This window comes from Pseudomonas sp. MF08875 (assembly GCF_059862525.1).
This window is the reverse complement of the sequence record NZ_JCBCUW010000004.1, coordinates 171,255-186,061: the sequence shown is the minus strand read 5'-3', so window position 1 is coordinate 186,061 and position 14,807 is coordinate 171,255. Positions and strand designations below refer to the sequence as shown.

The following is a 14,807-nucleotide window of genomic DNA, read 5'->3' as shown; positions in this document are numbered from 1 at the left end:
CTGACCGTCGAAGCCGTCAATCGGACAGTAGCGAGGATCAATCTACGCCCGCGCAAGCGCTTGGGCTGGAAGACGCCGTACGAAGTGCATACAGGGGTGAGCGTTGCACTTATGTGTTGAATTCAGGGGGCTTTAAGAACTCAAAGTACTCCATTGAAAGCTCGCCCACATCGTCTAAGTCAATACTTTGATCCACAAAACTACTACCAACAGCGAACACTAGTTCACGGCACTTTGAGCACTGTAGGGTCAGACTGAATAGCCCTTCGATCATTTCGGGATCCCACCAGTCTTCCTTGTGTCTGGCTTTGGACGCTTCAGTCTCAACAGCCGTGAGTTTACCTTCCTCTCGTAGCACGCCTTTATGGCAGTGCGGGCACTTATATTCGGGAGTCTCACCGCGTTTGAAGGCGCCTTGAAGTAATTCCTTATCCATCTCTACCCCCAGCGAAAGCACCGAAAAACCTGATGATAAACGCGAGGTATCCCAATTCCCACAGAAAACCTATAGGTCTGTCCCAGCAATCAGCCTAGTCCCCGTCTCACGCCCAGCCACCTGCGCCAGGCCACGGTCAACATAGGTTCGGTCACCCGCAACAACCGGCACTACCACTTCACCACCACGCTTGATCGCGACGTTGATACGCCAGTTCTCCCGGCCTTCCTCGTCCTTGTCGCACTCCATGTAGTTCCAAACCTGAAAGCCTTCGATGTCATCGTAAATATCGTGCTTTGTCATGGCCCAGCCCATTTAGAGGAAGGGGCCATCGTAGCACCACAGCCCGGGCATGGCCCGGCAAGGACTCCCCATGCCTACAGAAACCCAAATCGCTGAGCCCGCGCCGAGCCTGGCAACCGGCCACGGCCTTGACGCTGCTACCTGGGCCGACTTCGTGAACCGTCTTCGCCATGACTGCAACGGCGCCGGCGTTAAATGGCACCACACAGCGGCAGCGCTGTTTACCGTGCAGACCAAGCGCATTGATTACGGATATGAGCCGGACTACGCGGAAGGTCTGGTGGTTTGCCGCGAGGACTGCTCGTGGTTCAGCCCTGAAGAATACTGGGAGGACTGCGACGAGGAAGACCAGGCCGAACTGAACGCCAGGGTGCAACAAGACTTCGAGTGCGACTTCCTGGGGCTCAGCGTCGACGATCAGTGGGAGTTGCTCGGAGAGCTTGACGATCACACCGTCACTGGCTGGAACAAGCGCTGGGAGATTGTGAACAGCCACTTCACGAAAGACGCGGCCGAGGCATTCATCCGCCGCAAGCAGCACGACTACGGCGAGATGCGCGTCTACGTGGAATCGCAGTATTACGCCTGGGAATTCGAGGCCATCAAGGAAGCGATCATTGCCGGCGCGCTGACCTACACGCCGAAGGTGCCCGCATGAAGCGCATCTACCTCAGCGGCCCCATGACCGGCCTGCCCGGCCTCAACTTCCCGGCCTTCGCCGCAATGACCGATAACCTGCGCGCCGGCGGCCACACCGTCACCAACCCCGCCGAACTCAACCCAGACGGCGGCACCTGGAACGACTGCATGCGCCGCGACATTGCCGCCCTGATGGACTGCGACACCGTGGCCACCCTGCCCGGCTGGGAGCATTCAAAGGGTGCCCGCCTGGAAGTCCTGATCGCCGAACGCCTCGGCATGACGGTTGTGAATGCCCATGATCTGGTAACGAGGGAGGCTGTATGACCACCAACCAAACGATTGACGGCGTGCAGGCTGAGCAAATGGCATGCATGCCGGTGGAGCGCTGCTACGACGCCCGGGCGAAGATGATCATCGCCTTCAACGAAGCCAAAAAGGCCGGCGGTGATTTGGATGACGCCCTGGATGCAGCCTACAAAGCAGCGCTTCGCTTTACCCCGCATCCTGGTGCACCAGCGTTCGCATCTCGCGATGAATCGATAGGCTGGCTCAAGCGCATTGACGGCATCGGCCAGGCCCGTGCGGAGTTGATCTACTCGATGGGCTTCCGGCGTCTGGCCGATTAGCCAAAACCCGATAGGAGTACATCCGTACTCCACCCGCAAAACCTGTAACCCCTCCCCCTTCAAAGTCAGCCGCTATAGCGGCAAGGACAGGTATCGTCATGCCTAGACATCAGCCAGAACTGGCCCGCATCTACAACGTGTTCGGGCTCAGCTCCAATCATGAACTGTCGACACTTCTAGCTAACGTCGAAAACACCAAGCGCTTTTCCGATCTGCTACACGCCGTGGAGCGTGATTTCTTCATGATGCCCGGAGAGCCGTCCGGCGACCTCGAGGACGAAGGCGCGCTGATTGACGCTGAGTGCTTGGTCAACCGATGGGGTTCAACTCCAGCTGAGTACCTAAAACAGTTCAGAGCGGCACTGCCCATCGCCGCGGCCAATTCGATACCGGACCACGAAGTTCTGGTATCTGGCGAAAGGTGGTCGCTGGACGGTGAAAACGGTTCCTGGGATTACGACAGCCTCGACGAGCTGCTCAAGGATAACTACGGCCACGACAGCGATGGCGACGGGCATCCGGCCAGCTACAGGCCAGGCCTCTACGAAGGCGGCACGGTCTATCGCGGGACAGTGTGCAAGGACGACCCCGCCCGCTTCATACCAGACGCCAACGATGTGACAGAGCGAATGTATGAAAACGCCTGCGATAGCGACGCTGGAGAATGGGTTGATGCCTATCCAGACCTAAGCAAGGCGGCCGAGGCAGAACTGCAGATCGCCCTCGCGCCGCTAAAGGCCTGGGCGCGAAAGCATTGCCAACCTGAGTTCTTTACGATCAAGGACGTTACGCCGCACATCGTCACCGAAGAGGACGTCACCCGGAGCAGGAAGTCGTGATCGCCACCCTCTGGTTCGCCTACGTCTTCATCTACAAGGGGCCCAGGCCATGACGCAGACAATGCAGGAACAGTTCGAGCAGGCGTTCAGCGATGACAACGGCAAGCTGCCGGTATCGTTCATCAAGCTGCAGCGCCTTGGCGATAGCTACAGCGTGCCGCGTGTTGCCCGGGCCTGGTACTGGTTCAAGCGCTCCCGCGAAACCCTGGTGGTGGTCCTGCCAACGGTTGGCCCCTCGCCGGTACCGCCGGAAGACGCCATCGACGACAGCTTCTTTGACGCCCATCACGCCAAGATACGCATGCGCAATGGCTGCTTCATGGCCATTAAAGCTGCTGGCATCACAATCGCGGGGGAGTCGAATTAATGAGCGACGAACTGAAACCATGTCCTGAGTGCGCGAGCGACAACCTGGAGCTGGATAGCAGCTGCAGCGCCGGGCTCAGCTGGGTCATCTGCCGCGACTGCGACTTCACGCTGCAAAAGAAGGTGCCCGAGGAAAACATCTGGCGGCACTGGAACAAGCTGAAGAAAACGCAGAAGCCCTAACCCCAATCCCCCTACATGCCTGCCGGTGAGCGGCCTCAAGGCAATTGGCTGTCGATCCAACGCTCAGCAGCAGCCGTTGCCTCATCAATTGCTGCTGGGTAGTCGGGCCAAGGCCCGGTCAGCTCAGCCGCGACCTCGCCCAGCCCGTCAATTTGCGCGGGCTCGATGATCTTCGCGGCAATCGGTGCGTCGTCGTTCGGGCGCCGCCAGACGAACTTGAGAAACATTGTGTGGCCCCGGTAGGCGTGCGCAATCGGGATATCTAGTTGGTGTGGCATGCGCCCTCCTGGCGACCGGGTGGATTGAATACCCGTTTTACACCCATCCAAGCGACACGGATATCTAGGCAAAACGCCATTACTCCATTCCCCTACATACCTGCCGGTGAGCGGCGGGCGAGGTATTCCTATGTCAGCAGTTCAGCGATTCCACGAAGCAGCCAACGATGCCCTGGTCAAGCTCAGCGGGTACTGCACGCCGGGCGCCAAGCTTGCCCTGGTCATTGTTACCCCGGGCGAGCCGGAGCGAGACATCATTCTTGAAGATCAGGGCCTGGATAGAAACGAGGTGGTCAGCGCGCTGCGCCGGCGCGGCCTGAGCATCGACGGCGACAACACCTACAAGCGCGATTTGTGCGACGCGATTGTCGGCGCCCTGGCCATGGGCGCCCAGAACATCAACCCGCCGCCGGCGGATCACTGGGGGCAGCGCTTCTGGGATATCGGCCGGGAGGAGCGTGCGCTGGGCGAAGAGTTGGTCGCGGCGCTGAAACTCACCCGAGAGAACCTGCAGGCCTGCCAGGCAACTATCCATCTGTGCGGTGGTTTCGATCCTGCCTATGTGAATGACGCCCAGGCAGCAATGAAGGTTGCAGACGCCGCAATCGCCAAAGCCACCCGCTAACCCACCTTCTGCCGCCACGCGCGGCATGGAGCATCAAATGAATACCGCACATACCGATCAATTTATCGAATACATCCGCTTGCCGGAAGTCCGCCGCATCTCGGGTCTCAGCACGGCGACCATTTACCGGATGGCCGTTGGGGGAAAGTTTCCACGCCAGGCCAAGGTGGGAGAGCAAGCCGTGGCCTGGATTCGCTCGGAAGTCGAAGCGTGGGCAGCAAGCCGGGCTGCTACCCGTCATAGGGCGCGCTAGGCCTAGGTCGTCATCAGCCCGTCCAGATAGTCGGCCCAATCCTGCATCATCCCCCGGCGCTGCTCCACGTACTCTGCGTGGTTGTATGTCTTTCTGATCTTGCTTGAACCCGCATGCGAAAGCTGCGCCTCGATCCAGTCCTCGTTGTAACCCATCTCGTTCAAGGCCGTTGAAATCGTGGCACGGATACCGTGCCCGGTCAGTCTGCCTTCATATCCCATTCGTCGTAATGCAACGTTGACCGTGCCGTCACTGATTGGCTTGCTCGGGTCACTCCGGCCTGCGATCAGCAATTTATAGCGGCCGGTCAACTCATGCACCTTGCGCACCTCAGCAACCGCCTGTCGCGATAGCGGCACCAAATAAGGCGGTACGTTATCCCCTCCTTTCGCCCTGATTACCTTTTGCAATTGCTTCACGCTTGATGCTGGAATGGTCCAAAGCGCTCCATCAAGGTCGAACTGTGACCACATTGCGTTGCGCAGCTCGCCTGTGCGCACTGCTGTTAGCAGCAATATCCGGATGGCGCTCTTTGTGTATTCCGTGACGTCAGCACCATTCAACGCCTCTAAAAACTCTTTCAGCTCCTTCTGCCTAAGCATGGGGTTATGCTTTTCTGGTGGCTCTTTAGCAGCCACGATATCCAGATCCGCCGCAGGATTGATCTCCAAATAATCAGAAGCGATGCCAAAGCGGAATATTTCGTTGAGCCAGGTCCTGCATTTTCGAGCTACGTTGAGCGCTCCCCGCTTCTCGATAACCCTCAGGGCCGCAAGTACGTCGGCGCGCCTCACGTCTGCAATGGGGATTTTGCCTAGTGCTGGAACTAGGTCTTTGTCCAAATAGAGCTGAGCCTGCACGGCAGCGCCCTTCTTGGCCTTGGCCCATCGAGGCAGCTTGAAGTCGTACCACTCTTTGGCCACTACCTCGAATGTTTTGACGGCACCGGTACTGGCGGCACGTTTTTCTTCGCGGCGCTGAGATCGAGGGTCGACACCCTTGGCAATAAGGGATCTGGCCTCGTCTCGGCGCTCGCGAGCTTCTTTCAGGGAGATTTCTGGATAGGTGCCCAGGGATATTCGTGGCTGCTGTCCGTGCCATGAGAAACGGAAGTGCCACGCTTTCGTGCCTTTGGCGGCGACGAACAAAGACAGACCCGCGGTATCGCTGAGGCTGTAGTCTTTGTCTTTGGGCTTTGCTTGCCTGACGGCTGTGTCAGTAAGGGGCATTAGTACATCACCATGAGCAGTCGAATTCAGATGTGCTGATGAATGTACTAAAAATTATGAGAAGGGGTGAGATTAGCTGAGAAGAGCTGAGAACAAAAAAACCCGAAGGACAATGCCAGCCGGGCTTTTTGAGAAGGCTTGGTAATGCCTGAGAAGCGAAAATGGTGCCCGAAGCCGGAATCGAACCGGCACGCCCTTACGAGCGGGGGATTTTAAGTCCCATGCGTCTACCAATTTCGCCATTCGGGCGGTAGCGCGAGTTGAGTAAAAAGCCCACTGTATATAACCACCAGCTCGCTCGTTTACCCATGCAGCAGGGGGAGAAATATATACATCCAGCCCCGACGAAGCAAGCTGGGCGACAGCGTTTTCAAAACAAAATCCCACTTGCCGAAGCAAATAAAAAAGCTCCGTAAATCATAGATCTACGGAGCTTATTTAGAGTGGAGGCCGAGGTCGGAATCGAACCGGCGTAGGCGGATTTGCAATCCGCTGCATAACCATTTTGCTACTCGGCCTCAAACGTTCGGTGCTCAAAAACCACACCAACCGTATACAAACTGGAGCGGGATACAGAAGCCAAGCTAAGGATCCGAACTCTTATCCTGTGGCCGCCTAGAATCAAGCGCCGCAGCGATGGGCGGCATTATGGAGAAGAACATATGACTTGGCAACCCCCTGAATTCTAAAAGATTTAACTCCTTGCCCAAGGCGCTGTCATGGCTATTGCATCAGGATCTGCCGCGAGCGCGCGTGCTAACGCCTTGACCTTGCACAGGAAGCTCACGCGGCGTTAGCCGTGGCCACCCAATGCCGGGCGTGTAAGTTCGCCGATTTTTTCCAGCCGCGCCCGCACGATATTTCGGCTGATGTTGAGCAAGCGCCCGGTCTGCAACTGGTTGCCGTGGCAATAGCGGTAGGCCGTGCGAAAAATGGTTTCTTCGATGCGCTCGTACAAATCCGGGATGTTTTGCTCGAAGAGTGCATTGAGCGCCGCCTCCAGGTCTGCTGGTGCGGTACTGGTGGTGTGCAGCGCAGTAGATTGTTCCTGGCGAATGCCCGAGGAGCGCATGTCCACCAGATGCAGGTCCGCCGGTTGCACCACTTGGTGGCGGCACACCAACAAGGCATGGTGAATGGCGTTTTCCAGCTCGCGGATGTTGCCGGGCCAACTGTGGGCCAGCAGTTTGCGCTCGCTTTCGGGGCTCATGGTGGCGCGGTTGTAGCCCAGGCGCTGGCAGTGTTCCTCAAGGAAAAATTCGGCCAGGGGCAGGATATCGCCGGGGCGTTCGCGCAGCGGTGGCAGGCGAATGGTAGCGACGTGCAAACGGTAGAACAGGTCTTCGCGAAAGTGCCCCGCCACCACCGCGTCCGCCAGGTTGACGTTGGTGGCCGCCACCAGGCGCACGTTGATGGGGATTGGCGTGCGCGAGCCCAGGCGCACCACTTCGCGCTCTTGCAGCACCCGTAGCAGCTTGACCTGCATGTTCAGCGGCAGGTCGCCGATTTCATCGAGGAACAGCGTGCCGCCATTGGCCGCCTCGAACCACCCGGCCTTGTTGCTTGTCGCGCCGGTGAACGCACCTTTTTCGTGGCCGAACAGTTCGCTTTCCACCAGGGTTTCGGCGAACGCGCCACAGTTCACCGCCACAAAGGGCTCGCTGCCACGGCGGCTGAGCTTATGAATGTGCCGCGCCACCAACTCCTTGCCCGTACCGGTCTCGCCAATAATCAATGTATTGGCTTCGCTGGGCGCCAGGCGCTCGATGCGGCTCAGCAACTCCTGGGACCGCGGGTCTTTGAACACCAGCACGGTGGCCCGTACCGACTTGGTCAGTTCGCGGGCATGGGGATGGGTGATGAGGGACATGGTGCATTCCTGGCAGTAAAAGCGCGGAATCCATAGTGCATGAAGATCATTAGACTAAATAATTATTAATTAGTATTTACATATTCCATTTAGAGATATGCGGATTTCAAGCATCCACGGTGTTGCTAGAGCAACACGTCGCCAGCACCCACCTGCCTACTGAGCAACATTCAGGGCTGGAGCGACCGCCCCGAAAAAACCATAAAAACCGATTAAAAACAGCCACTTAATCGCATAAAAAAGACGCTGGCATGCAATCTGCTCTGCCTCCTTCAAACGCCGGATCACCCGGCCCGTTATTGAAGGGGATGTCCCATGAAGAATATTTGGCGCAATAGCCTGGCCGCTCTTGCCGCCCTCTGGCTGGGCCAGGGAGTCGCTGCCCCGGCGCCCGAGTCGGTAAAGATCGCCATCGTCGCCTTCACCCAGGGCGGCAAACCGGTGTTCGGCGGGATCGCTGGGCGGGTCATTGAGGAAGGTTGGCTGCAACAGCAGCTCGACGAGCGCGGCATCCAGCTGGACTGGATCGCCCTGCCCCATGCCGGCGCCGGGCCGCAGATCAACGAAGGCTTCAGCAACAACAGCATCGACTTCGCCGTACGCGGCGACCTGCCGTCGGTAATCGCCGGCGCGGGTGGCGTGCCGGGCAAGCTGATCGTGCCCGGCGGCAATGGCAACAACATCTACCTGGTGGTACCCGCCCACTCCACGGCCAAGAACATCGCCGACCTCAAGGGCAAACGCCTGGCCCTGCACCGTGGCCGCCCGTGGGAGTTCGCCTTCAGCAACTTCTTGGGTAGCCAGGGCTTGAGGCTCGATGACTTCAAGATCGCCAACCTTAACCCCCAGGTCGGCGCCGCAGCGGTGGCCGCTGGCAAGGTCGATGCCGCCGTGCTGCTCAATGAGGCCTACGCCCTGGAAGACAAAGGCGTGGGCCGCATCCTCTGGTCAAGCAAACAGGGGGCCAACGATTGGCGGCTGATCTCCGACCTATGGGGCACCGACCGCTTCATCGCACAGCACCCGGACATCACTCAGTTGCTGGCCACCGCGTGGGTGAAGGCCGCGTGGTGGATCTCCCAGGAGCAGAACCAGGACGCCTACTACCAGCTCTCCTCCCGCGCCGGCACTGCCGAAAGTGTGCTGCGCCGCGACGACCAGGACGACCCGGTGGCCTGGAAGGAACGCTGGGCACCCAAGAACGACCAGCAACTCAAGACCCACTACCAGGCCCTCAGCGCCTACGCCCTGGCCAATCGCCTGATCCGAGCGCCCTACGACATCAGCCAGGCCCTGGCCACCGGCTACACCCATCAGGCGCTGATCGACCTCGCACTCACCGACTACTGGCCCGCCCTACGCGGCCAACTCACTACCACACCTTGATAGGGCCATCCCGATGAAACGCCCCCACTTCCTGGCCTCTGGCCTCAGCGCCTTGACGCTGTCCATGGCCGCCCAGGCGGCCGGCCGTCCCCGGCAAACTGACGCCTGCAAGACCGGTTCGGTGGTCGAAGGCCACTTGCACAAAGGCCTGGGCCATAGCGAAACGGTCAACGCGTCCCTCAAGGATTCCGTGCCCTTCGCCCGCAAAGTCATCAGCGACCACCCCATCACCCCACTCTGCAACCCCAGCGTGCAGTAAGCCGGAGACCCAACCATGAGCATCGAATTCTTCACCCGCCTGCCCCTGCACGGCGAAACCCAATTCCTCCCCGGCGACCCGCGCAACCGGGGCGACTGGCACCGTGGCGGGCCGAGCACCGGCGCCGTCTCGGGGTTCAGCGTGGGCGATCACTTCACCTACATCGACTACCTGGGGCAAATCGCCCGCGCCGCCGAGATCAACGGCTTCGGCGGCGCCCTGATGGTCAACGCGCCCACCGGCGAAGAGCCCTGGACCGTGTGCTCGTTGCTGGCCCGGGAAACCCGCACCCTCAAGTTCGTCACCGCATTCCAGCCCTACCACTACACCCCGTGGGTAGCGGTGCAGCAGGCCGCCACCTACCAGCGCGCCACCGGCAATCGCCTGGTGTGGAACATCATCAACGGCGGCTCCGACGCGCTCCAGCGCCAGGTCGGCGACTTCAGCGACCACGATGAACGCTACGCCCGCGCCACCGAATTTATGGACGTAGTGCGCGGCTATTGGCACAACGAGAACTTCCACTACGAGGGCCGTTTCTACCGCGCCGAAGGCGGCGGCCTGCGCGGCCCGCTGAAAAAGGCTGAGTTGCCGCTGATCTGCACTGCGGGCTCGTCCAACGCCGCGCGGGAATTTGCCGCCAAGCACGCCGACTTCTACCTGATGCGCGCCGAGCACCCGGATGAAGTACGCGGGTTGATCGCCGACGTGCGCGAGCGTGCGCTGAAGTTCGGCCGCACGCATATCCGCTTCGGCCTGTCCATCGACGTCATCACCCGCGAGACTGAAGAGCTGGCCCGCACCGAAGCCAAGCGCTTCTTCGACGAAGGCATCGCCAAAGGCGCGGTCAAGGCCGTGGCCGCCCACGCCGGGCTGCGCACCGCGCGCAAGCTCAGCTACGAAGAAGAATTCGCCAGCAAAAGCGAAACCCAGGGCTTCGACGACTTCTTCATCCACCCCAACGTCTGGACCGGCTTGGGCTACATCGGCATTCCGCCGGGCTGCGCATTGGTGGGCAGCTACGAAAACGTGGTGGCGCGCATCCGCGAGTACAACGAACTGGGCATCGACCTGTTCTTCCTCGCTGGCTACCCGCACCTGGAAGAGGCCTATCGCCTGGGCGAGCACATCCTGCCGCACTTTCGCGGCGAACGCAGCGCCCTGAGCCGCCCCGCCACTGCACCACTGGCCCTGCATTCGGCCAACGGCCCGGCCGGCGCCTGAAGCCATGCCCCCAATGCAAGCCTATTTGCTCAGCCGGCGGCGGCTCCTCGGCCACAGCGCCGAGGCGCCCGTCGCAAACGTAGCCGACAACCAGCCGCGCTACGGCGGGCGCCTACGCCTGGGCATCCTCGACGGCAACTGGCTGTCGTTCGACATGAACCTGGAAAAACCGCCGTTCAACGACCCCAGGGTGCGCGAGGCCTTGCGCCTCTTAGCCGCTTCGAACGGCTGTGGCTCAAGAACACGGCCTGAGCCCTGAAACCCATTGCGGGCGCGAGCCACTCACCTCACTGGCGGATCAGCACCGGCAAAAACGGCGCGTCCGGCAGTTTGGCCACGTTCAGGTGCAGGTTGCCCTTGCCCTGTTCGATCACCACCGCCTCGGCCTCGATCGCCACTAGCCGCACACCCTGGGCCAGGCGTTCGCCGGCGAGGTAGCTGCGCGGTGGGCCGCCGTTGAGGCTGAGGATCGCCACCGCTCCGCGCGTGCCGGCCATCACCCCGCTGACTTTGATGTCCACCTGCGCGGCCTGCTGGGAGAACCACTGCACGGCCGGGCTCTCGACCTGCGCCACCGGTGCTGCGGCGGGCACCGGGCTGTGGGATTGGGCCGGAGTGAGCAGCAGCGTCGACCACAGGGCCACCCCTGCCACAGCCGCGAGCAGCGCCGCCACCTGTACCCCTTGGGGGGCATGAAACCGCTTGATCCATGACATGGGCGCAACCTCGTGCTTGTCCAGCCACCGAGCCTACAGGGCAATTCTCACGTTTTTATTTCACACGCCCATCATGTTCGCCGTGCAGGATAAAAACCGACGTCAAGGAGCGCGCGATGAAAGTCTGCAAGCAGCACGGCTTTACCCTGATCGAACTGATGGTGGTGCTGGTGATCGTCGGCATCGCCAGCGCCGCTATCAGCCTGAGCATCAAGCCCGACCCGCTGCACCTGCTGCGCAAGGATGCCGAGCAACTGGCGCAATTGCTGCAAGTGGCCCAGGCCGAAGCCCGCGCCGATGGCCGGGCGATTACCTGGCAGGCCGACGCCAAGGGCTTTCGCTTCAGCCGCCAGAACGACAACGGCAAGGGCACGGAATATTTCGACCACGACCCGCAACTGCGTCCCCGCGCCTGGCACAGCCTGCCCATGAACATCGAGGTGCAGCCGCGCCGCGCCGTGGTGCTGAACAGCGAATGGGTCACCCCGCCGCTGTCGGTGCAGCTATCGGACGGTGAGCAGCGCATCCGTGTGGAACGCAATGGCGCCGGGCGGGTGGCGGTGCAATGAAGGCCCGCCAGCGCGGCTTTACCCTGATCGAGGTGATGGTGGCGATCATGCTGATGGCGGTGGTCAGCCTGATCGCCTGGCGTGGCCTGGACAGCGTGACCCGCGCCGACAGCCATTTGCAGGCCAGCGCCGGGCAGACCGAAACCCTGCTGCGCGCACTGAACCAATTGCGCCTGGACCTGGACCTGCGCGCCACCACCGAACTGATCGAGCCGCTGCTGCAAGACGAAACGGTCAAACCCTCTGACTCCCCGCCCGCCCTGACCTTGCGCGGCGCCGACGGCAAGGGCTTTACCCTGGATATCATCCGCGCCGACCCGCAACGCAACGGTGACCTGCAACGGGTGCGCTGGTGGCTCAAGGGCAACACCCTGTACCGCGCCGCCGCCCCAGGGCGCAGCCGCTTCCCGCTGCCGGCGCCCCAAGACGGCGTAGCCCTGCTGGAGCAAGTCAGCGAGTTGAGCGTGCGCACCTGGGAGCCTGGCAAAGGCTGGAAACGCCCAGCCGGCAAACGCCTGGAAAACCCCCTGGGCCTGGAGATCAGCCTGGCCCGCCAGACACCCCAAGGGGTGGAGCGCTATCGGCAAGTGGTGGGGCCGTTGGAGTGAGGTTTTTGGGGTGGTTTTTCTGTGGGAGTGGGCTTGCCCGCTCCCCCAGAAAGTACAAGCCCACAGAAGAAGCTGATGAACCAGCGCCGGGTCACCCCAACAACACCACCCCACCCGGCAACTGGGTGATTTTCACGCCGTAGGCGTCGCGGATCAGCAGGGCTACGCCGGCGAGTTGGTCGAGGCTGAAGCGGGCCTGGACTTTACGCTGGCCGACCTGGGCGTTGAGCAGCAGCAACATGCCGGGGCGGTAGCGGTTGATTTCGTCGATGACGGTGGCCAGGGCCGCATCTTCAAACACCAGCACACGCTGGCGCCAGGCGCTGATGGCGCCGGGGTCCACGGATTGGGGCAGGCCTATTTCCTGGCTGCTGTAGGTCAGTTGCCGCCCTGCGTGCAAGCGCAGGCTGCGGCCCTGCACGTCAAGCAGCACCGTGCCTTCGATGCAGGTCACACACACGCTCTGCTCGGTGTGGCGCACGTTGACGCGAGCCTGGGCGGCGCTGACCCAGCCAGCCCCGGCTCGCACCTTGAGGGGTGCCGTGTTACACGCCAGCACTTCGACTTCGCCGCTGAGCAGTTCCAGGCCCTGGCCGCCGTCCGGCGCGGTGCGGTGGTTGAGGCGAGTCTGGGTGTTGAGCTCGATGCGATCCCCGCCCGCCAGATCGATGCCGCGCTGTTCCCCGACCTGGGTGCTGTAATCGGCGCCCAGCCCAGCAACGCCGCCGGGCAGGCTGGTTTGCAGCAACAGGGCACCGAGCGAGGCAGCAATCGCCCCACCCAGAAAGGCGCGCCGGCCAAAGCGCCGCGGCTGCGCTTGCTGTTGCAGGCGTTCAGCGGCCGGTTTCAGGCTTTGCCACAGGGCTTTGCTCTGCTCGAACGCCAAGGCGTGCTCGGGGCTTTGCGCGCACCATTGGCGCAGCGCCCGGGCATCGGCCGCGTTGGCGGTGCCGGAGGTCAGCAAAACCAGCCAATCCCGGGCTTCGCTCTGCAAGCGGGCGTCCGGTGGCGCCGGGGGTTTGGGGAAGGGAAGGATGTTCAAACGCTTACATACTCGAAAAATGTGCGGGGCTCTTCTTTCATGACGGTTTTCCCGCACCGGGACCGAACCGCTGAATGACTTTTCTTTCCAGGCGCGCGGCGCAATGGCCCAGGGCGGCCTTGAGTTCTTTTTCCACCATGCGCGTGGAAATACCGAAGCGCTGGGAGATTTCCAGGTGCGGGGCTTCCTCCAGGCGCGCCGCGATGAAGATCTGCCGTCGCCGCGCCGGCAGCTCGTAGAGGGCGCTGAGCAAGGACTGGACCTCCTTCTGCCCGCCCACCACTCGCGCCGGGTCGAGGGTTTCATCGCTGATGTGCAGCAGCTCTTCCACCTCGCTGCCCGTCAACAGGCGCGCATCGGATTCGCGCCGGTCGGCGGCGATGTTCAGCGCCATGCGGTACAGGTAGGCGTTGGGTTGCAACAGGTTGGGCGGCTCGTCCATGCGGTCGACCCGCAGGTAGGTTTCGTGGAGCACGTCGTTGGCCAAGTCCTCCGACCCCAGGCGCCGGCGCAGGCGCTCGCGAAAATCCTCGTAGGAGCTCAGGAACAACCTGACCATCGCGCTTTGCCCGTTGGTTTTCATGGCCCCCAGGTTCCTTCCTGTTCTTTGCATTCCATGCGTGCCCCTGTTTGGTCCGGCAGTAAAAGCAGGGTCACCGGTTGGCGCAATGAACTGGGCGCCGCCCGGTCGATCCTGAGGTTTCGCAAGCTTTCCAACAGCGCGCCATCGCGCTCCCCATCGCCGGTGGAGGCCAGCAGGCGACTATGCTGGACCCGCCCGTCACGCCCCACCCACACCTGCAACGCCGCGCGGAAGCTGCCCGGGTGCGTCAGCGGCGAGCGGCACAAGGCCCGCTCGATGCTGCGCTGAATGACCGTGGCATAGCTGCTGCCCGGCGCGACCGCGCCCGCGCCTTTGCCTGTAACCGGGGGCGCTTCGTCGCGCACCTGCGCCGTTTGCAAGGTGAAGGCGTCGGCACGGGCGTAGCGGGCCATCAGGCCACTGCCAGTGAGCAACCGCTCCAACCCCTCGCCAGCGCTGTAGCGGCCTTTGACCCGCAACGAACGACGACCCTGGGTCAACTCGCGATCCACCAGCACCGCCATGCCCGTGGCGTGGCTGAACTGCGCCAGGGCAGCGGCCAGGTCCTGGGCGGGAATGTCCAGCTCGACCGGCGCGGCCTGGGCGGGCGCGCAAACCCAAACCACGCACAATGCCAATAGCGTGTACACCATCCCTCGACGCCCGACCCTGGCTTTGCCTTGCTGCACGGCGGCCTGTCCCTGAAAACCGTCATCCTGAAGGCTGTTTATGAATCTGGTATGACGGCCACTGCAAAAAAACCATCATCA

Annotated in this window: 22 protein-coding genes, 2 tRNA genes and 2 pseudogenes; 15 read left to right on the top strand and 11 right to left on the bottom strand. The window is 61.7% G+C overall.

The window, feature by feature from the left end:
* Nucleotides 1–120, top strand: a pseudogene (locus tag AC19YT_RS04090) (IS30 family transposase); the annotation flags it as partial.
* Here the strand turns inward: AC19YT_RS04090 and AC19YT_RS04085 are convergent.
* A complete protein-coding gene (locus AC19YT_RS04085) occupies nucleotides 110–436 on the bottom strand; it encodes a DUF8608 domain-containing protein (RefSeq protein WP_500609802.1) in 327 nt (108 codons plus the stop codon). The pseudogene AC19YT_RS04090 and the gene AC19YT_RS04085 overlap by 11 nt on opposite strands.
* A gap of 69 nt (nucleotides 437–505) precedes the next feature.
* Nucleotides 506–739: a hypothetical protein gene (locus AC19YT_RS04080; protein WP_500609801.1), complete on the bottom strand. Its 234-nt coding sequence runs from the start codon at nucleotides 737–739 to the stop codon at nucleotides 506–508.
* 70 nt (nucleotides 740–809) lie between these two features.
* On the opposite strand from AC19YT_RS04080, the gene AC19YT_RS04075 reads away from it, so the two are divergent.
* From AC19YT_RS04075 to AC19YT_RS04050, 6 genes are all read left to right on the top strand, one after another.
* Nucleotides 810–1,397: a hypothetical protein gene (locus tag AC19YT_RS04075; RefSeq protein WP_500597167.1), complete on the top strand. Its 588-nt coding sequence runs from the start codon at nucleotides 810–812 to the stop codon at nucleotides 1,395–1,397.
* Nucleotides 1,394–1,705, top strand: coding sequence for a DUF4406 domain-containing protein (locus tag AC19YT_RS04070; RefSeq protein WP_500597165.1), 312 nt, complete (start codon nucleotides 1,394–1,396; stop codon nucleotides 1,703–1,705). Before AC19YT_RS04075 ends, AC19YT_RS04070 begins: the two co-directional genes overlap by 4 nt.
* On the top strand, nucleotides 1,702–2,007 hold the full coding sequence (locus tag AC19YT_RS04065) for a hypothetical protein (RefSeq protein ID WP_500597164.1): 306 nt from the start codon (nucleotides 1,702–1,704) through the stop codon (nucleotides 2,005–2,007). Before AC19YT_RS04070 ends, AC19YT_RS04065 begins: the two co-directional genes overlap by 4 nt.
* Before the next feature lie 98 nt (nucleotides 2,008–2,105).
* Nucleotides 2,106–2,846, top strand: coding sequence for a hypothetical protein (locus tag AC19YT_RS04060; RefSeq protein WP_498290214.1), 741 nt, complete (start codon nucleotides 2,106–2,108; stop codon nucleotides 2,844–2,846).
* A 49-nt stretch (nucleotides 2,847–2,895) separates the two neighbouring features.
* Nucleotides 2,896–3,213 (top strand): phiTE_015 family protein, encoded by a 318-nt coding sequence (locus AC19YT_RS04055; RefSeq protein ID WP_500609800.1) that lies wholly within the window; start codon nucleotides 2,896–2,898, stop codon nucleotides 3,211–3,213.
* Nucleotides 3,213–3,395 carry a hypothetical protein gene (locus tag AC19YT_RS04050; RefSeq protein ID WP_065948844.1) on the top strand — a complete coding sequence of 61 codons (183 nt, stop codon included), beginning with the start codon at nucleotides 3,213–3,215 and terminating at the stop codon, nucleotides 3,393–3,395. Before AC19YT_RS04055 ends, AC19YT_RS04050 begins: the two co-directional genes overlap by 1 nt.
* A gap of 35 nt (nucleotides 3,396–3,430) precedes the next feature.
* Here AC19YT_RS04050 and AC19YT_RS04045 read toward each other — a convergent pair whose 3' ends face one another.
* On the bottom strand, nucleotides 3,431–3,673 hold the full coding sequence (locus AC19YT_RS04045) for a hypothetical protein (RefSeq protein ID WP_220172829.1): 243 nt from the start codon (nucleotides 3,671–3,673) through the stop codon (nucleotides 3,431–3,433).
* A 130-nt stretch (nucleotides 3,674–3,803) separates the two neighbouring features.
* On the opposite strand from AC19YT_RS04045, the gene AC19YT_RS04040 reads away from it, so the two are divergent.
* Together AC19YT_RS04040 and AC19YT_RS04035 are read left to right on the top strand one after the other, a co-directional pair.
* The gene (locus tag AC19YT_RS04040; protein WP_500609799.1) at nucleotides 3,804–4,298 is read left to right on the top strand and encodes a hypothetical protein; all 495 of its coding nucleotides are present in this window, start codon (nucleotides 3,804–3,806) and stop codon (nucleotides 4,296–4,298) included.
* 37 nt (nucleotides 4,299–4,335) lie between these two features.
* Nucleotides 4,336–4,551: a helix-turn-helix transcriptional regulator gene (locus tag AC19YT_RS04035; RefSeq protein WP_500597157.1), complete on the top strand. Its 216-nt coding sequence runs from the start codon at nucleotides 4,336–4,338 to the stop codon at nucleotides 4,549–4,551.
* A gap of 2 nt (nucleotides 4,552–4,553) precedes the next feature.
* Here AC19YT_RS04035 and AC19YT_RS04030 read toward each other — a convergent pair whose 3' ends face one another.
* From AC19YT_RS04030 to AC19YT_RS04015, 4 genes are all read right to left on the bottom strand, one after another.
* On the bottom strand, nucleotides 4,554–5,780 hold the full coding sequence (locus AC19YT_RS04030) for a tyrosine-type recombinase/integrase (protein ID WP_500609798.1): 1,227 nt from the start codon (nucleotides 5,778–5,780) through the stop codon (nucleotides 4,554–4,556).
* 162 nt (nucleotides 5,781–5,942) lie between these two features.
* Nucleotides 5,943–6,029 (bottom strand) — tRNA-Leu (locus AC19YT_RS04025).
* A 195-nt stretch (nucleotides 6,030–6,224) separates the two neighbouring features.
* Nucleotides 6,225–6,298: transfer RNA gene (locus AC19YT_RS04020), tRNA-Cys, on the bottom strand.
* A gap of 275 nt (nucleotides 6,299–6,573) precedes the next feature.
* Nucleotides 6,574–7,650: a sigma-54 interaction domain-containing protein gene (locus AC19YT_RS04015; protein WP_500597153.1), complete on the bottom strand. Its 1,077-nt coding sequence runs from the start codon at nucleotides 7,648–7,650 to the stop codon at nucleotides 6,574–6,576.
* Nucleotides 7,651–7,965: 315 nt separating this feature from the next.
* Here AC19YT_RS04015 and AC19YT_RS04010 point away from each other — a divergent pair, with 315 nt between their 5' ends.
* The 4 genes and pseudogenes from AC19YT_RS04010 to AC19YT_RS03995 all read left to right on the top strand — a co-directional run bounded on the left by AC19YT_RS04010 (nucleotide 7,966) and on the right by AC19YT_RS03995 (nucleotide 10,778).
* Nucleotides 7,966–9,036, top strand: coding sequence for an ABC transporter substrate-binding protein (locus tag AC19YT_RS04010; RefSeq protein ID WP_500609797.1), 1,071 nt, complete (start codon nucleotides 7,966–7,968; stop codon nucleotides 9,034–9,036).
* Nucleotides 9,037–9,133: 97 nt separating this feature from the next.
* Nucleotides 9,134–9,295, top strand: a pseudogene (locus tag AC19YT_RS04005) (alpha/beta hydrolase); the annotation flags it as partial.
* A gap of 15 nt (nucleotides 9,296–9,310) precedes the next feature.
* A complete protein-coding gene (locus AC19YT_RS04000) occupies nucleotides 9,311–10,519 on the top strand; it encodes an LLM class flavin-dependent oxidoreductase (RefSeq protein ID WP_095108491.1) in 1,209 nt (402 codons plus the stop codon).
* 4 nt (nucleotides 10,520–10,523) lie between these two features.
* Nucleotides 10,524–10,778 carry a hypothetical protein gene (locus AC19YT_RS03995; RefSeq protein ID WP_141233970.1) on the top strand — a complete coding sequence of 85 codons (255 nt, stop codon included), beginning with the start codon at nucleotides 10,524–10,526 and terminating at the stop codon, nucleotides 10,776–10,778.
* A 28-nt stretch (nucleotides 10,779–10,806) separates the two neighbouring features.
* On the opposite strand, the gene AC19YT_RS03990 is transcribed toward AC19YT_RS03995, so the two are convergent.
* Nucleotides 10,807–11,235 (bottom strand): type II secretion system protein N, encoded by a 429-nt coding sequence (locus AC19YT_RS03990; RefSeq protein ID WP_095108493.1) that lies wholly within the window; start codon nucleotides 11,233–11,235, stop codon nucleotides 10,807–10,809.
* A gap of 116 nt (nucleotides 11,236–11,351) precedes the next feature.
* Between AC19YT_RS03990 and gspH the strand changes: the two genes are divergently transcribed.
* Together gspH and AC19YT_RS03980 are read left to right on the top strand one after the other, a co-directional pair.
* Nucleotides 11,352–11,804 (top strand): type II secretion system minor pseudopilin GspH, encoded by a 453-nt coding sequence (gene gspH / locus AC19YT_RS03985; RefSeq protein ID WP_500609796.1) that lies wholly within the window; start codon nucleotides 11,352–11,354, stop codon nucleotides 11,802–11,804.
* Complete coding sequence (locus AC19YT_RS03980) at nucleotides 11,801–12,412, top strand: type II secretion system protein GspJ (protein WP_095108495.1); 612 nt, start codon at nucleotides 11,801–11,803, stop codon at nucleotides 12,410–12,412. The genes gspH and AC19YT_RS03980 overlap by 4 nt, the downstream gene beginning before the upstream one ends.
* A gap of 91 nt (nucleotides 12,413–12,503) precedes the next feature.
* On the opposite strand, the gene AC19YT_RS03975 is transcribed toward AC19YT_RS03980, so the two are convergent.
* The 3 genes from AC19YT_RS03975 to AC19YT_RS03965 are packed head-to-tail and all read right to left on the bottom strand — an operon-like array spanning nucleotide 12,504 to nucleotide 14,690.
* On the bottom strand, nucleotides 12,504–13,454 hold the full coding sequence (locus AC19YT_RS03975) for a FecR family protein (RefSeq protein ID WP_256576564.1): 951 nt from the start codon (nucleotides 13,452–13,454) through the stop codon (nucleotides 12,504–12,506).
* Nucleotides 13,455–13,491: 37 nt separating this feature from the next.
* Nucleotides 13,492–14,037: an RNA polymerase sigma factor gene (locus AC19YT_RS03970; RefSeq protein ID WP_095108496.1), complete on the bottom strand. Its 546-nt coding sequence runs from the start codon at nucleotides 14,035–14,037 to the stop codon at nucleotides 13,492–13,494.
* On the bottom strand, nucleotides 14,034–14,690 hold the full coding sequence (locus tag AC19YT_RS03965) for an STN domain-containing protein (protein WP_500609795.1): 657 nt from the start codon (nucleotides 14,688–14,690) through the stop codon (nucleotides 14,034–14,036). The genes AC19YT_RS03970 and AC19YT_RS03965 overlap by 4 nt, the downstream gene beginning before the upstream one ends.
* Between the last annotated feature and the right edge of the window lie 117 nt (nucleotides 14,691–14,807).

What these genes read in the sequence shown, in the direction of transcription:
- AC19YT_RS04010 (WP_500609797.1), top strand. Translation starts at nt 7,966, where the DNA reads ATGAAGAATATTTGGCGCAATAGCCTGGCCGCTCTTGCCGCCCTCTGG.
- AC19YT_RS04085 (WP_500609802.1), bottom strand. Translation starts at nt 436, where the DNA reads ATGGATAAGGAATTACTTCAAGGCGCCTTCAAACGCGGTGAGACTCCC.
- AC19YT_RS04030 (WP_500609798.1), bottom strand. Translation starts at nt 5,780, where the DNA reads ATGCCCCTTACTGACACAGCCGTCAGGCAAGCAAAGCCCAAAGACAAA.
- AC19YT_RS04040 (WP_500609799.1), top strand. Translation starts at nt 3,804, where the DNA reads ATGTCAGCAGTTCAGCGATTCCACGAAGCAGCCAACGATGCCCTGGTC.
- AC19YT_RS04065 (WP_500597164.1), top strand. Translation starts at nt 1,702, where the DNA reads ATGACCACCAACCAAACGATTGACGGCGTGCAGGCTGAGCAAATGGCA.
- AC19YT_RS03965 (WP_500609795.1), bottom strand. Translation starts at nt 14,690, where the DNA reads ATGGTGTACACGCTATTGGCATTGTGCGTGGTTTGGGTTTGCGCGCCC.
- AC19YT_RS03995 (WP_141233970.1), top strand. Translation starts at nt 10,524, where the DNA reads ATGCCCCCAATGCAAGCCTATTTGCTCAGCCGGCGGCGGCTCCTCGGC.
- AC19YT_RS04060 (WP_498290214.1), top strand. Translation starts at nt 2,106, where the DNA reads ATGCCTAGACATCAGCCAGAACTGGCCCGCATCTACAACGTGTTCGGG.
- AC19YT_RS03990 (WP_095108493.1), bottom strand. Translation starts at nt 11,235, where the DNA reads ATGTCATGGATCAAGCGGTTTCATGCCCCCCAAGGGGTACAGGTGGCG.
- gspH (WP_500609796.1), top strand. Translation starts at nt 11,352, where the DNA reads ATGAAAGTCTGCAAGCAGCACGGCTTTACCCTGATCGAACTGATGGTG.
- AC19YT_RS04000 (WP_095108491.1), top strand. Translation starts at nt 9,311, where the DNA reads ATGAGCATCGAATTCTTCACCCGCCTGCCCCTGCACGGCGAAACCCAA.
- AC19YT_RS04055 (WP_500609800.1), top strand. Translation starts at nt 2,896, where the DNA reads ATGACGCAGACAATGCAGGAACAGTTCGAGCAGGCGTTCAGCGATGAC.
- AC19YT_RS03970 (WP_095108496.1), bottom strand. Translation starts at nt 14,037, where the DNA reads ATGAAAACCAACGGGCAAAGCGCGATGGTCAGGTTGTTCCTGAGCTCC.
- AC19YT_RS04035 (WP_500597157.1), top strand. Translation starts at nt 4,336, where the DNA reads ATGAATACCGCACATACCGATCAATTTATCGAATACATCCGCTTGCCG.
- AC19YT_RS04075 (WP_500597167.1), top strand. Translation starts at nt 810, where the DNA reads ATGCCTACAGAAACCCAAATCGCTGAGCCCGCGCCGAGCCTGGCAACC.
- AC19YT_RS04015 (WP_500597153.1), bottom strand. Translation starts at nt 7,650, where the DNA reads ATGTCCCTCATCACCCATCCCCATGCCCGCGAACTGACCAAGTCGGTA.
- AC19YT_RS04070 (WP_500597165.1), top strand. Translation starts at nt 1,394, where the DNA reads ATGAAGCGCATCTACCTCAGCGGCCCCATGACCGGCCTGCCCGGCCTC.
- AC19YT_RS03980 (WP_095108495.1), top strand. Translation starts at nt 11,801, where the DNA reads ATGAAGGCCCGCCAGCGCGGCTTTACCCTGATCGAGGTGATGGTGGCG.
- AC19YT_RS04045 (WP_220172829.1), bottom strand. Translation starts at nt 3,673, where the DNA reads ATGCCACACCAACTAGATATCCCGATTGCGCACGCCTACCGGGGCCAC.
- AC19YT_RS04050 (WP_065948844.1), top strand. Translation starts at nt 3,213, where the DNA reads ATGAGCGACGAACTGAAACCATGTCCTGAGTGCGCGAGCGACAACCTG.
- AC19YT_RS04080 (WP_500609801.1), bottom strand. Translation starts at nt 739, where the DNA reads ATGACAAAGCACGATATTTACGATGACATCGAAGGCTTTCAGGTTTGG.